Below are 14204 nucleotides of genomic sequence, written 5' to 3'. Positions count from 1 at the left end.
AAATGTACAATTTTTCGTTAAAAATCAATTTAAATTGATAAAATTCTAGAATGTTGAGGATAGATAATGAGTAGGAGATTGAGCGTATTTATAAAAAATTTTTCTTATACTTTAACTTCTAATTTTGTATCTTTTATTGTTTCTACCTTATTGATATTAGTTGTGCCGAAGCTTATTGGTGTTCAAGCTTATGGATATTGGCAATATTATTTATTCTATTCTTCTTATGTTGGTTTTTTTCATTTTGGTTGGATTGATGGAATATATTTAAGGTATGGAGGTGCCAAATATAAGGACCTCAATAAAGAATTATTCTTCTCTCAATTTTATATGTTATTTTTTTCCCAACTATTAATATCTATTATTATTTCTATTTTTTCGATTGTTTTTATAAGAGATGGAGACAAAATCTTTATCTTTCAAATGATAGCTTTATGTTTAATAAGCATGAATCTGAGGTACATGCTTCTCTATATTTTACAAAGCACAAATAGAATAAAGGAAAATGCTAGAATAACGTTAATTGACAGGCTTTTGTATTGTCTTATTATAGTGATTTTTTTATCAGTTGGTTTTCGAGATTATAAATCGATGATAGTTGCTGATTTAATTGGAAAACTGATTTCTTTATTTTTTAGTATGTATTATTGCAAAGAAATCGTATTTCGTAAAATTTCTACTTTTCATCTTGAATTAAAAGAAACTTATTTAAATATTAGTGTCGGAATAAAACTAATGATTGCAACTATTGCAAGTACATTAATTTTAGGAGTTGTTCGCTTCGGTATAGAACGTAGTTGGGATGTATCAACTTTTGGAAAAGTTTCTCTCACATTAAGTATTTCTAATCTTTTAATGTTATTTATAAATGCGCTTGGAATTATTATGTATCCGGTATTAAAAAGAACAGATCAAAAAAAATTACCGCATATTTACAAAATGATGAGGACATTTTTGACAGTCTTTTTGTTAGGTCTACTTTTATTATATTATCCTTTTAGATCTGTTCTGAATTATTGGCTTCCTCAATATACGGACAGTTTAATGTATATGGCTTTTGTTTTTCCTATGTGTGTTTATGAAGGGAAAATGTCATTGTTAATAAATACATATTTTAAAGCACTTAGAGAAGAAAAATTGATGCTAATTATTAATTTAATATCATTGATAGTAAGTATAATAATAACCATATTTACTACAGTTGTTTTTAGAAATTTAGATTTAGCAGTAGTTTCAATTGTTCTCCTTGTAGCTTTTAAATGCATATTATCAGAAATATTATTATCAAGACGTTTAAACATTTCAATTGGAAAAGATATAATATTAGAACTATTTTTAACTATTGTTTTTATTGTTACTGGTTATTTTTTAAATTCTTGGAGTTCAATTATGTTATATATAATAGCTTTTATAATGTACTTGATTGTCAAAAGAAAAGATATTATAAGCACAGCTGAAAATGTGAAGTTTTTTTTGAAAACTTAATGAAATGATAAAAATTAGTTTGAATTGAGGTGAGCATTTTGAAAGGCATCATCCTAGCCGGAGGCAGCGGCACGCGCCTCTACCCATTAACCATGGTAACCAGTAAACAACTGCTACCTGTGTACGACAAACCCATGATCTATTACCCATTATCTACCTTAATGCTTGCCGGAATTAATGAGATCCTTATCATCTCCACACCTGAGGATACTCCAAGATTCCAAAGTCTATTTGGTGACGGGTCTCAGTTCGGCATCTCTCTGCAATACATAGTTCAACCAAGTCCTGACGGTTTAGCTCAGGCTTTTATTTTGGGGGAAGCGTTTATTGGGGATGACTCTGTGGCTATGATTCTTGGGGATAATATTTACTACGGGAATGGAATCCGGAAAATGCTTCAGCGTGCTTCGGACAAAGCACAAGGTGCGACTGTGTTCGGTTATCACGTACAAGATCCGGAGCGTTTCGGTGTGGTTGAATTCAACGACGAAGGTAAAGTGTTAAGCGTGGAAGAAAAGCCGGCACAGCCTAAGTCTAATTATGCGATCACTGGTCTCTACTTCTATGATAACCGTGTTGTGGAGATTGCTAAGAATGTACAGCCTTCCTCCAGAGGCGAACTTGAGATTACTTCGATTAATGAAGCTTATCTTAAAATGGGTGAGCTGGATGTTGAACTTCTGGGACGAGGCTTCACATGGCTGGATACCGGAACTCATCAGAGTCTGGTGGATGCTACGAATTTTGTCCGGACGATTGAGGACCATCAAGGAATTAAGATTGCCGCTCTTGAAGAGATTGCATATATTAATGGGTGGATTACAAAAGAACACCTGTTAAGCTGCGGGCAGAAGCTAAGCAAGACGGGCTACGGCCAATATCTGATCAAGGTAGCTACCGGGAAGATTCAATATTAAGCAGTAAAGGTGTGGAGGATATGAAATTAACGGAAACGGCGCTTCCTGGTGTATTTATCGTGGAACCTGCGGTGTTCGGTGATCACCGGGGATGGTTTATGGAAACGTTCAGTGATGCAAAATTTAGAGAGCAGGGCATCGATATAGCTTTTGTACAGGATAATCAGTCGTATTCAGCTACCAAAGGGACCTTGAGGGGATTACATTATCAGCTGAATCCAAAAGCTCAGACGAAGCTTGTCCGCTGCACGCGTGGAGTCATATTCGATGTGGCTGTTGATGTGAGACAAGGCAGTCCTACGTACAGCAAGTGGTTTGGAATTGAACTGAGTGCCGAGAACAAGAAGCAGCTGTTGATCCCCAAAGGGTTCGCCCATGGGTTCATGACGCTGACTGAGGATGTTGAAGTTCAGTATAAATGTGATGAATTATATGCTCCGGAATGTGATGGCGGCATTCTGTGGAATGATCCTGCCATTGGAATAGAGTGGCCGTTACACGTTACTCCAGTACTATCCGGAAAAGACGAGCAGGCTCCTGTGTTGAAAGATGCTATTCTGAACTTTACCTATAATAACTGAAGCAGAGTAGATATTAAATCGAATAATTCTGAGGTGTAATTCATGAGTCGGAAGAAATTGCTGATTACCGGAGGTGCCGGTTTCATTGGCGGGAACTTTGTGCAGTACATTGTGGATAAATACTCCGATTATGATGTCTATAATCTGGATTTGTTAACCTATGCCGGTGATTTAACCAAGCACAAGCAGATTGAAGATAGAGATAACTATCATTTCATCCGGGCGGATATTGCTGACCGTGATGCGATCATGTCGATTTTTGAACAAGAGCGCTTCGACTATGTGGTACATTTCGCAGCAGAGAGTCATGTGGACCGCTCGATTACAGATCCGGCTATATTTGTCCTCACGAATGTAATGGGAACCCAAGTGCTGCTGGATGCTTCACGGACTATTGGGGTGGCGAAATTTGTTCATGTGTCCACGGATGAAGTGTACGGCGAACTGGATTTCGATCCTACGGTATTCTTCACAGAGGAGACACCGCTGCAACCTAACAGTCCTTATAGTGCCAGCAAGGCATCGTCTGATTTGTTGGTTCGCGCGTACTATGAAACCTTTGGCCTGCCAATGAACATTACCCGCTGCTCTAACAATTACGGTCCTTATCATTTTCCTGAGAAGCTGATCCCGCTTACGATCTCGAAGGTCTTGAATGAACAGAAGGTTCCTGTCTACGGGGATGGTGCCAATATCCGGGATTGGCTGCATGTCTGGGATCATTGTGCTGCTATTGATCTCGTATTGCACGAAGGGGTAAGTGGTGAAGTATACAATGTAGGCGGCCATAATGAACGTACGAATCTCGAAGTAGTGAAGACTATTATTCATACCTTAGGGAAATCTGAGGAATTGATTGAATTCGTTGCAGACCGGCTGGGTCATGATAAACGTTATGCTATTGATCCAACCAAGCTGGAGAAACTGGGTTGGAAGCCGACCTATACTTTTGAGACCGGAATCGCTCAGACGATTCAGTGGTATACAGAGAATGCTGAGTGGTGGGAGCAAATTCTTAGCGGCGAGTACCGGAAGTAACTTATGAGCAGAAAATTAACCAGTAAAAAGATGGGCAAGCGTAGAAAGAGAATCCTCTTTCTGTACTTGCCTGTTCTGTTAATAGCTTTGTTATTCCTCTGTGCGGGGCGCTTCCTCCCGCTGTCTGAATCTCCCAAGCAGGCTGATGTCATTATCGTACTTAGCGGCGGTGGCGGACGGGTGGAGAAAGCGGTCGAGCTTTTCAAGGAGGGCATCGCACCGTATATGCTGTTATCGGCAGTTTCAGAAAATGCAGGCCCCTCTGGCGACATGCACCAAACCGCCCTCGCTCTGGGTATCCCTGAAGAGGCTATTTTGACCGAAGACGCTGCTCAAAGCACCTATCAGAATGCCCAGTTCACGTTACCAATCATGAAGCAGCATGGCTTCAAGTCTGCCATTGTTGTGTCCTCTGACTTCCATATGCGGCGGGTGAAATTCATCTTTGATCATGTCTATAAGAAGTCAGGGATTGAACTGACCTATATAGGGGCTGATTCAGGCTATAATGCAAAGGCATGGTGGAGTGAACGGTATAGCCGGGAGACAACTTTTAATGAATATACCAAGATGATTGGCAATGCCTTCGGCTATAATGGCCCGGAAGCGAAGAGTACTTTTGAACAGATTAAACGCTGGTTCCGCCGGTAAAAGGAAATATGGACACCTTTGCGATGGATACAGATCAGGTTCTACCGGGATGATGCGGATCGGCTGTGGGTGAAGCGGGGATCGCGGCGGCGGCTTTTGAGCAAACGGGATATCGAAATGACAGAGACCTTACGAGACCACTAGGGTCTCTATTTTTTTGCCATAACCGGGAATCGTAATCTATTTTAAGTAAAATCCAGTGAGAATGGCAAGTCGGTTGCCCGCAGTTCACGGATTATACTAATCTGCAATATTCTACACTATTGACCATTGGAATAATGTGACATATTATTACATCTATAAAATAAATATATAATATTTGGATTCCAGTTAGGTGGTGTTTGCGTGGTCCCTACTACAACTATGATTCGCGATGCACTGGCGATGTATCTGTCGCAAAAGGGAATGTCCATTAATCAATTCTCCGGACAATCCGGAATTAATTCAGGAACGCTCAGCCGGATACTAAGTGGTCAGCAGCCAATTGCTATGGACCATCTGGAGCGAATCACCAAGGCGATGGATCTGCCGGAGGACTATTTCTACAGCTTATACGTGGATGAATGCTTCTATTACTCGTCACCAACCTGGCGGCGTCTGCGGCCCTTTCTTGTACGTTCAGCTGAGCTAGGCCGTCTGGATTGTGTCGAACAGGTGGTTCAGAATCTGCTAGAGAATCTGATCTATGCCCCCATGCTGTTCGAAGTGGCTGAGGGACTGTTTCAAGAAGGGCTGTGGCAAGCTGCCGAATTGTTGTATAAGAATGTGAGTGCCAGTGAGAAGTATCAGAATTCCGAGAGACTCGCGGTATGCCAATACCGTCTATTCCGAATCGCCATTAGTGACGACCAGACGCGGAATTTGCAGGCGGCGCTTCTCTTCGAATGTTACCTGGACCGGTTGGATGAAGCGGATCAATTGGATGGGTTGAAGCATTTGGGTCATGTCTACGGTTCAATGAATCGGTGGCATAAGGTGGATGAACTCGCGAAGAAGATGCTGCGATTAGCAACTATTCGCTATAATCTCCAGAGACAGTCGGACCGTAGAGAGAATAACGAGAAAAAAACCGAAAAACCCCTGTACTTCTATATCCTGTACGCACAGCTTTTCTGTTCAAATGTGTGTGAGCAAATAGGAGACTTCAATTCAGCATTAGAATGGGTGTCCCTCTATATGGATGGAAGCTGGATACAGGAGGACAATGAAGAAGTGAAGCGGACTGTAGCTCAGTTCCAGGAATGGGGTACCGCGAATAGTCTGCTCTATCGGGTGATGGCAGGGCACTATGAGGCGCTCTCTGAATATGTTGAATATATCTCTGATCGGCCAGATGAGATATTTATAGCTTTATACTATATTATCTTATCGGCTAACCGCTATGATTGGAATGTTGATAATATTCTGGAGCGGTTTGCTGCCTATCTCCCTTACCGAACAAATCTTGCAGAGTATGGGATTATTCATAACAAACAAATCATAGCCAACCAATACTCCCGATTCCTCGCTGAATTGGCAGCCTATTATTTACATAACAAGCGCAAAGAAGGGATTGGATTCATCCTGAAAAGTTTGGAATCATCTGCTAGAATCAATAACGAGAGCAATGTAATCAAATGTGTCGACCTGTTTGGACAGCATCGGAATCAAGCAGATGAAGAAGAGAATGAACAATATAAACTTCAAATTGGAATATACCTATAAATACGGTAAATACTATTGACCCCGTAGAAAACATCAGCACTAGATTCTAGTTCAAATTATCGGACACGGTATAGGTAATGTTTGATGCTTACCGGGCAGCAATAATTTAATCCTCGCACTAAGCAACGTTCCCGGAATATCGGGAGCGTTGTTCTTTTATACAGAAGATAATATTCTACCTTCATCACCCACAAACCGACAAACAAACTAGGTATCCCGTTCTATACTTAGAAGCAAATCTATTTATACTCTGGGAGAGATGGACCATGCCTAATTATCATTTTAGTCCGTTTTTGAGTAAACAGTGATTAGAAGCGACAGAGACCTTACGAGACCACTAGGGTCTCTTTTTTTTGCCATAATGCCATTCTATCAAGTCCAAAGCTGATAAAAACAGGGAAGCGTAATCAAATTTCAATAAAATCCGGTGAGAATGGCAAGTGGGTTGCCCGCAGTTCACGGATTCTCCTAATCCGAACTATTCTGCACTATTGATCATTGGAATAATATAACATATTATTACAACTATAAAATAAATCCATAATATTTGGATTCCAGTTAGGTGGTGTCTGCATGGTCCCTACTACAGCTATGATTCGTGATGCACTAGCGATGTATTTGTCGCAGAAGGGAATGTCTATTAATCAATTCTCTGGACAATCCGGAATTAATTCAGGAACGCTCAGCCGGATACTTAGTGGTCAGCAGCCGATTGCTATGGACCATCTGGTGCGAATCACTAAGGCGATGGAGCTGCCGGAGGATCATTTCTACAGCTTATACGTAGATGAATGCTTCTATTATTCGTCACCGACTTGGCGGCGTCTGCGGCCTTTTCTTGTGCGTTCGGCTGCGCTAGGCCGCCTGGATTGTGTTGAACAGGTAGTTCAGAATCTGCTTGAGAATCTGACCTATGCTCCCATGCTGTTCGAGGTGGCTGAAGGACTGTTTCAGGAGGGGCTGTGGGAAGCTGCCGAATTGTTGTATAAGAATGTGAGTGCCAGTGAGAAATATCAGTTCTCCGAGAGACTCGCGGTATGCCAATACCGTCTATTCCGAATCGCCCTTGGTGATGACCAGACCCGGAATATGCAGGCGGCACTCCTCTTCGAATGTTACCTGGACCGGCTGGATGAAGCGGATCAATTGGATGGGTTGAATCATTTGGGTCATGTCTACGGTTCAATGAATCGGTGGCATAAGGTGGATGAACTGGCGAAGAAGATGCTGCAATTAGCAACTCTTCGTTATAATCTCCAGCAGCAGTCGAACCGTAGTGAGAGTAACGAGAAAAAAACTGAGAAACCTCTGTACTTCTATATCCTGTACGCGCAGCTTATCCGTTCAGCTGTGTGTAAGGAATTAGGAGATTTCAATTCGGCATTAGATTGGGTGTCCCTCTATATGGATGGGAGCTGGATACAGGAGGACAATGAAGAAGTGAAGCGGACTATGGCTCAGTTCCATGAGTGGGGTACCGCGAACAGACTGCTCTATCGGGTGCTGGGAGGACAATTCGAAGTACTCTCAGCATATGTCGAATATATCTCCCACCGACCAGATGAGATATTCATAGGGTTATACAATATTATCTTGTCGGCTAACCGTTATGACTGGAATGTTGATTCTATTCTGGAGCGGTTTGCTGCCTATATTCCTTACCGGACGTATACTACAGAATTTGGCGATTATAATAGGCAGGTTATGTTGGAACAACACACTCAATTCCTTGCTGAAATGGCATCATATTGTTTACATAATGAGCGTAAAGAAGGTATTAGATTCATCCTGCAAAGTTTGGAATCATCTGCTAGAATCAATAATGAGAGCAATATCATCAAATGTGTTGATCTGTTCGAGCAGCATCGGCATCTGGCAGATGAAGAAGAGAAAGAGCAATACAAACTTCTAATTAGGGAGGTGCAGGATTCACATGAAAAGAAAATTGTTCAAGCTACTTGCTTCCTGTAGTCTGGCTATTGCAATTATTATAACTGTTGGTACTGCTGAGCCTGTAGCAAACATCAGTACTCAAAGTCTTATTCAAATTATGAATCACGGTTATGGTGGCGGTTGATGCTTACCGGGCAGCAATAATCTAATTCCGCAAACCAAGCAACGTTCCCGGTATACCGGGAACGTTGCTCTGTTTATGCAGATGCTGAAAGGAATCAGATGCTCATGACAGCTGAGTCAGTTGCCGATCTCCTTTCGTTTCTCGAAATGCAGGTGTATGATATTTAGTAGAATATAGAGAAGGAGCTGTGGTTGTGAAGCCTGCTGAGAAGGTACAACAATTAAGAGAATGGATGTCTGAGGGCGGGATTGGGGCCAGCGCTATATTAAGCGGAGATGCTCATTTAAGTGAATATGAGGGAGAACACTGGAAAAGCCGCCGCTGGATTACCGGCTTCACCGGTTCAGCCGGAACTGCTGTGATCACGGCAGATGACGCAGGCTTGTGGACAGATGGAAGATACTACATTCAGGCACAGCGGGAGCTGGAGGGATCGGGGATCCGCCTGTTCCGCATGGCAGAGCCTGGTGTTCCGCAATGGGACGAATGGCTGGCAGAGCAATTGCCGCAAGGCGCCAGCTTTGCCGTAGACGGCAGAACCTTGTCTGTGTCCGCCATGAAGAGCTTACAGGCTAAGCTGGCTGAGAAGGGTATTCAGGCGGTAACGGACCTCGATCCGGTAGGTACGATCTGGGGGGACAGACCGGGAATACCGGCCGAGCCGTTAATGCTGCATGATGAATGTTATGCAGGACTCAGCCGGGGGGCGAAGCTGGAGCAGATAAGAGAGGCTATGAAGCGTACCGGCGCTGATTATTATGTGCTGTCCGCCCTCGATGATCTGTGCTGGCTGTTTAACATCCGGGGACGGGATATTCCGTTTAATCCGTATGTGACTGCTTTTGCCGTTGTAGGTGTACATAATGCATTATTGTTTGCCGGGGAACATAAGGTTACTCCCGAAGATAAGACGATGCTGGGCAAGGACGGAGTGGAGATCAGAGCATACGAAGACATCGGTCCTTTCCTGGAGACGCTGCCCGAATCTGCTTCGGTTCTGTATGATCCGGCCAAAACCGGGTACAGTCTCGCGGCTGCCATTTCGGCATCGGCCCGCATCATTGAGGCTCCGGGTCTTGTCGTGGCGCTCAAGTCCATCAAGAACGATGTAGAAATCACTAACATCCGCGATGTCTACTTGAAGGACAGTGTAGCTCTTGTAGGGCTGTTCAAATGGCTGCAGGATACCGTCCCCGTCCGTCCGGTGACAGAACTCGAAGCAGACCAGAAAGGGCTGGAGCTGCGCCGGCAGCAGCCGTTATTTGCCGAGCTAAGCTTCTCCAGCATCTCTGCCTACGGTGAGAATGCTGCGATGATGCACTATTCCCCATCCGCCGATCATCCGGTCCAGCTGGAAGCCAGAGGCTTCTATCTGCTCGACTCAGGTTCCCATTTCCTGAATGGGACAACCGATATCACCCGTACGCTGGCACTTGGGCCGCTAACGGAGGAAGAGAAAATAGATTTCACCCTGGTGTTGAAATCTGTCATTGCCTTGTCTACGGCCAAATTCCTGTATGGCTCTACAGGCTCTACACTCGACATCCTCGCCCGTAAGCCGATGTGGGACAACGGCCTGGATTACAAGTGCGGGACTGGACATGGTGTGGGCTATTTCTCCAATGTGCATGAAGAGCCGCAGCGGTTCAGCTTCAAGCCGAATGATGTTACCCTGGAGCCTGGGATGATTATCACGGTAGAGCCGGGAGTCTATAAGGAAGGCCGTCATGGTATCCGTACGGAGAACACGCTGCTTATTACGGAGGGGGTGACCACCGAGTTCGGCAGGTTCCTGCAATTCGAAGACCTGTGTTACTTGCCGATCGATTACCGGGCGATTGTGCCTTCCATGCTAAACTCGGAGGAGCTCAATTGGCTCAACGGTTATCATGCCAAAGTGTATGCGAAGCTGGCTCCGCTGCTGGATGAGGAGCACCGGCTGTGGCTGAAGCGGGAGACATCAGCTTTGCTATCTTGAGCAACGGATATCAATTCCGATAAAACTACTTATAATTTTCTACCCTCTGCACCCACAAACCGACAAACAAACTAGGTATCCCGGTCTATAATTAGAAGCAAATCTATTTATAGTCTGGGAGAGATGGACCATGCCTAATTATCATTTTAGGGAAATATGGACACCTTTGCGATGGATACAGATCCGGTTCTACCGCGATGATGCGAATCGGATGTGGATTAAACGGGGTACACAGCGGAGGCAGCTGCTTCGCAAAAGGGATATAGAGACGACAGAGACCTAACGAGACCTGAGGGGTCTCTATTTTTTTTGCTTCGGATGCACTACGTTTCTTATAACTTACACATTTATGCAAAATTGTTATGGAAGGCTACACTTTGGAGGGATGGCGGATCTTGGATTTCACTCTATACTCTAGTTGAATTACATATGAACGGAGAGGCAGGTGAGGGGATGAAGCCATATGATTATTCCTTGGATGCGATTAAGGGGATTAGCTGTATTTTGATGATTATTGCGCATATTCCGCTGTACTTCCACGGCAATGAACGGGTGTTCCAGATTGTTGCGGGTGTGGCCCCTGTCCTGTTCTTCGCGGTCTCAGGTGTGACTACTACGTTGCAGGTGAAGCGGCGCAGCTTCAGTTCCCTGCTCGGCTTCTATGTGCTGTTCGCAGTCATCGGGTTCGCCTACAATCTGATGTGGAGACCGGATGTACAGGCTTTTCGCATCATGGATGTTCCCCAGATCATCGCGCTTGGCGTCCTCACTGTCTATTTGCTGGAAAAATATCTTAGGCCCCCGCTCTATCTGTATCTGCTGCTGTCGCTGGCTGTGTTTGCGGCACATTCGTTCATCGGGCACCGGCTGCCGGACTTTCCGCTTAAATCTGTTGTGTTCACAGAGACGGTCGGGTTTACGTATTTTCCTTGGCTGTTTGCATTCTTGGCGGGAGTCTTTGCGTACCGGGCCAGTAACCGGGTGAACCTCATCATTACTTTAGTTGCCGCCGCACTGCTGGGGATTGTAAGTTACGGTGGCGTGAGTGAGGCGGATTATGTGAAATATAATATGTCCATGCCCTATCTGCTGTTGTCTATGACTGTGCTGTTCGGGGTGTTCTCTCTCTTCCGAAGCATTAAAAGCTATGCTCCCGCAAGTCCGCTGCTGTATGTCGGCAGGCATTCGCTGCTGTTTCTGTTTACGCATCTGTTCCTGATCCTCGCGTTTGACCGGCTGGGTCTGGGGCGTCTGTACATTGTGCTCATGTGGGGGCTGGTGCTGATCTGCACCTATGTTGGCATGTATATTCTGCTGTGGCTTAACCGCTTCATCGCGCAGTATTTGGAACACCTCCTGCCTTGGGGGATCATCGTCATTGGTGTGATTGCCATTCCGCTCGTGATCCCGAACAGGGACCTCATCATCCTGATGGAGGCGGCGCTGGGTATGCTGTTCGCCATGAATTATAAGCAGCTCTCCAGCCTGATGTCGGCAAGTACGTCGGCGCGGCGGGAGCCAGCTCTTCCGGAGGTTGTGCGTGAGCGGGCTTGATTGCTTTTTGCTAATGAAATCTTACACATATGGCGATGGGAACCTGAATGGTTTCCGTCGTTTTGCGCTGCTCATTGACGTTAAGTATTAAGCTTTTAAGAAGCTGCTGGAGATGTTCTTCTAGGAATTTATTGATTTGTTTTTTCTTGGGCTGGATTCTATACTAGATTACAGTGAAAGCCGGTTTCTGATGAAGAGATTCTAAGAGAATTAATGAAACAATACCCGGAGGAAGGTGAAGCAATAATGGAGTTGATGCCACACTGGAAACGTTGGGGATACGAAGAAGGAAAAGCTGAAGGAATAGAAGAAGGAAAAGAAAAAGCAAGAGAAGAAGCCCAAGCGGAGATTATCCGTAAATTGCTGCTTCATGGATTTACTCCTGAAGCTGTGTCCAAAGCCGTTGAGTTACCACTGGATGAGATTAAGAAGCTGATGTAAGAGAGCTTTTCTAATTAGATATATAACTATAATAATCTAAAGAAGACCTTGGTGAGTGAGAGTACCCAAGGTCTTCTTTTCGTTGTATAGGAAAATCAGTACGTCTATCCACCCGTTAGGGTAATAGTGCTTCTGCCATCTTTCCCAGAGGATGATTTTCTATAACCCGTCCCCCTCCTCCCGCTAATCAACAAGCTAAGCACCGGGACCTTCTGAATCACCAGGTTCAAGGCGAGCGATCCGGCTACTGCAATTATAGTGGTCGGGAACCAGCCCAGATAGGTGTGTAGCACATAACGTTCGAGGAAGTTCAGCAGCAGGATGAAGACGCCGTAATGGAAGATCAGGATGACCAGGGATTCTTGGCCGATGTAGGTCAGGAGGGCCGCGAATAATTTGGATTTGGACAGTAATTGGGTGCCTTTGATGGCGAGCAGGCTTCCGGCGATACCGGCGAGGTAGAAGAGGAGCAGGTTGCCGTACACCCGGTTGTTCATATCGACATAGGAGTTGAAGTAGGCGGCAGCCAGGAAGATGAACAGCAGGATTAGCGTATTTAGATTGAAAATACGGATATTGCTCAGTGCCTGATGCTGCTTCAGCTTATAGCCGATGAACACATAGAGCTGGGCGACGAGGGCCACATCGATGTTCCAGGGCAGGAAGATAACCCGTCCCAGGCCGTAGCCGGTCAGGCTTAAGGCAAGCATGATCCCGAGCTGGAGCTGCCAGGAGCGCGTGTGTATGTAGCGCATGGTGATGCAGAAGACGATCTGTGTGACGAACAGGCAGGTCAGGAACCAGATGGGGATGTTCAGCAGCAGTCCATCGGAATAGTTACCGTAGAGGAGGGCGGCCAGCGGCTGGACCCAGCCAACACCCGGACTATGGTCGCTGGCGAGCATCCGCAGGAGTGCCCAGAGGCAGTAAGTCAGCAGCCCGGCGGTGAAGTAGGGGAGGACGAGAGTCAGGAGCTTGGTCCGCAGCAATAGCTTAAGATTGTCAAAATACCTGGAGGCGCTGAATAAGTAACCGGAGACGATGAAGAACAGCGGGAGACGGAAATCTCTGAACATATCGTTCAGTACAGCTGGAGTCAGGCCGGCATGTCCAACGACGACCAGCAGGATGGTGATGCCGCGGACCATATCGATAACTTTCAACCGCGTGGTCTTCGGTGCACTGCCATTTTCGGCGGATAATGAAGGCTGTGATGCTTGCATGGGGTGACATCTGCCCCCTTCCATAGGTGTGTTATAGCCTACGATATCGGATATAAGTGGCAGGGACAATGGTACAAAATAGTTATTTCTATATACTACCTTAGCTGGTTGTATATTCTTCGCAGATTGATAGTAATACCATGAAGGAGAGTTCGCTGGCAGAGCCGTTGCTCTGTTTTGCGGGCTTTTTGGTATGTGGAGTTTGGATATCGGACCAATATCTGTATATTAGCCGGCAAGTTTATAGAATAACACCAGAAATTAAAGGATTGCCTGCTACTGAAAGCGTTCTCTCCGCTTTAGATTAAAGAGGCAGCCGGATGGGTTCATCGCTGGCTGAATAAGCTCCCAGCAAACTATTACATTCAGGAGGGTCTCACACATGAGAAAATTCAGCAAAACGATCTCGCTGGCCGCATTGACTATGCTTCTTGCATCATCCCTGGCAGCCTGCTCATCGAACAACAGCAGCAATAATGCCACAGCAGCAGGAGGTGCGGATGCGCCGGGCAATTCCGGCAGTCCGGCTACGGCAGCCGCCGAGTCCAAGCCGGA

The 14204-nt window shown here is 45.2% G+C and carries 11 protein-coding genes; 10 read left to right on the top strand and 1 reads right to left on the bottom strand.

Annotated features, from left to right (window positions below; genetic code table 11):
• Positions 1–78 precede the first annotated feature (78 nt).
• The 10 genes from GC101_RS26720 (at position 79) to GC101_RS26675 (ending at position 12426) form a co-directional block, all read left to right on the top strand.
• Positions 79–1485: an MATE family efflux transporter gene (locus GC101_RS26720; protein ID WP_246354529.1), complete on the top strand. Its 1407-nt coding sequence runs from the start codon at positions 79–81 to the stop codon at positions 1483–1485.
• 38 nt (positions 1486–1523) lie between these two features.
• Positions 1524–2402, top strand: a complete 879-nt coding sequence (gene rfbA, locus GC101_RS26715) for a glucose-1-phosphate thymidylyltransferase RfbA (RefSeq protein ID WP_042217106.1) — start codon at positions 1524–1526, stop codon at positions 2400–2402.
• Between the two features lie 20 nt (positions 2403–2422).
• Positions 2423–2983 carry a dTDP-4-dehydrorhamnose 3,5-epimerase gene (gene rfbC, locus GC101_RS26710; protein ID WP_171719801.1) on the top strand — a complete coding sequence of 187 codons (561 nt, stop codon included), beginning with the start codon at positions 2423–2425 and terminating at the stop codon, positions 2981–2983.
• Between the two features lie 42 nt (positions 2984–3025).
• Positions 3026–4021: a dTDP-glucose 4,6-dehydratase gene (rfbB, locus tag GC101_RS26705; protein ID WP_171719800.1), complete on the top strand. Its 996-nt coding sequence runs from the start codon at positions 3026–3028 to the stop codon at positions 4019–4021.
• Between the two features lie 3 nt (positions 4022–4024).
• Positions 4025–4672, top strand: coding sequence for a YdcF family protein (locus GC101_RS26700; protein WP_171719799.1), 648 nt, complete (start codon positions 4025–4027; stop codon positions 4670–4672).
• Between the two features lie 345 nt (positions 4673–5017).
• Positions 5018–6376, top strand: a complete 1359-nt coding sequence (locus GC101_RS26695) for a helix-turn-helix domain-containing protein (protein WP_171719798.1) — start codon at positions 5018–5020, stop codon at positions 6374–6376.
• 573 nt (positions 6377–6949) lie between these two features.
• Positions 6950–8347, top strand: coding sequence for a helix-turn-helix domain-containing protein (locus GC101_RS26690; RefSeq protein WP_171719797.1), 1398 nt, complete (start codon positions 6950–6952; stop codon positions 8345–8347).
• Between the two features lie 299 nt (positions 8348–8646).
• Complete coding sequence (locus GC101_RS36805) at positions 8647–10431, top strand: aminopeptidase P family N-terminal domain-containing protein (protein ID WP_171719796.1); 1785 nt, start codon at positions 8647–8649, stop codon at positions 10429–10431.
• 453 nt (positions 10432–10884) lie between these two features.
• Positions 10885–11985 carry a hypothetical protein gene (locus GC101_RS26680; protein WP_171719795.1) on the top strand — a complete coding sequence of 367 codons (1101 nt, stop codon included), beginning with the start codon at positions 10885–10887 and terminating at the stop codon, positions 11983–11985.
• Between the two features lie 213 nt (positions 11986–12198).
• Positions 12199–12426, top strand: a complete 228-nt coding sequence (locus GC101_RS26675) for a hypothetical protein (RefSeq protein ID WP_171719794.1) — start codon at positions 12199–12201, stop codon at positions 12424–12426.
• A 104-nt stretch (positions 12427–12530) separates the two neighbouring features.
• Here the strand turns inward: GC101_RS26675 and GC101_RS26670 are convergent, their stop codons facing one another.
• A complete protein-coding gene (locus GC101_RS26670) occupies positions 12531–13649 on the bottom strand; it encodes an acyltransferase family protein (protein ID WP_171719793.1) in 1119 nt (372 codons plus the stop codon).
• Positions 13650–14204 lie beyond the last annotated feature (555 nt).

It is taken from the genome of Paenibacillus phytohabitans, assembly GCF_013141775.1.
In the GTDB taxonomy this organism is placed as follows: Bacteria; Bacillota; Bacilli; order Paenibacillales; family Paenibacillaceae; genus Paenibacillus_AQ; species Paenibacillus_AQ phytohabitans.
The sequence above is the reverse complement of the archived record's forward strand: the minus strand, read 5'-3'. Positions and strand labels throughout refer to the sequence as shown.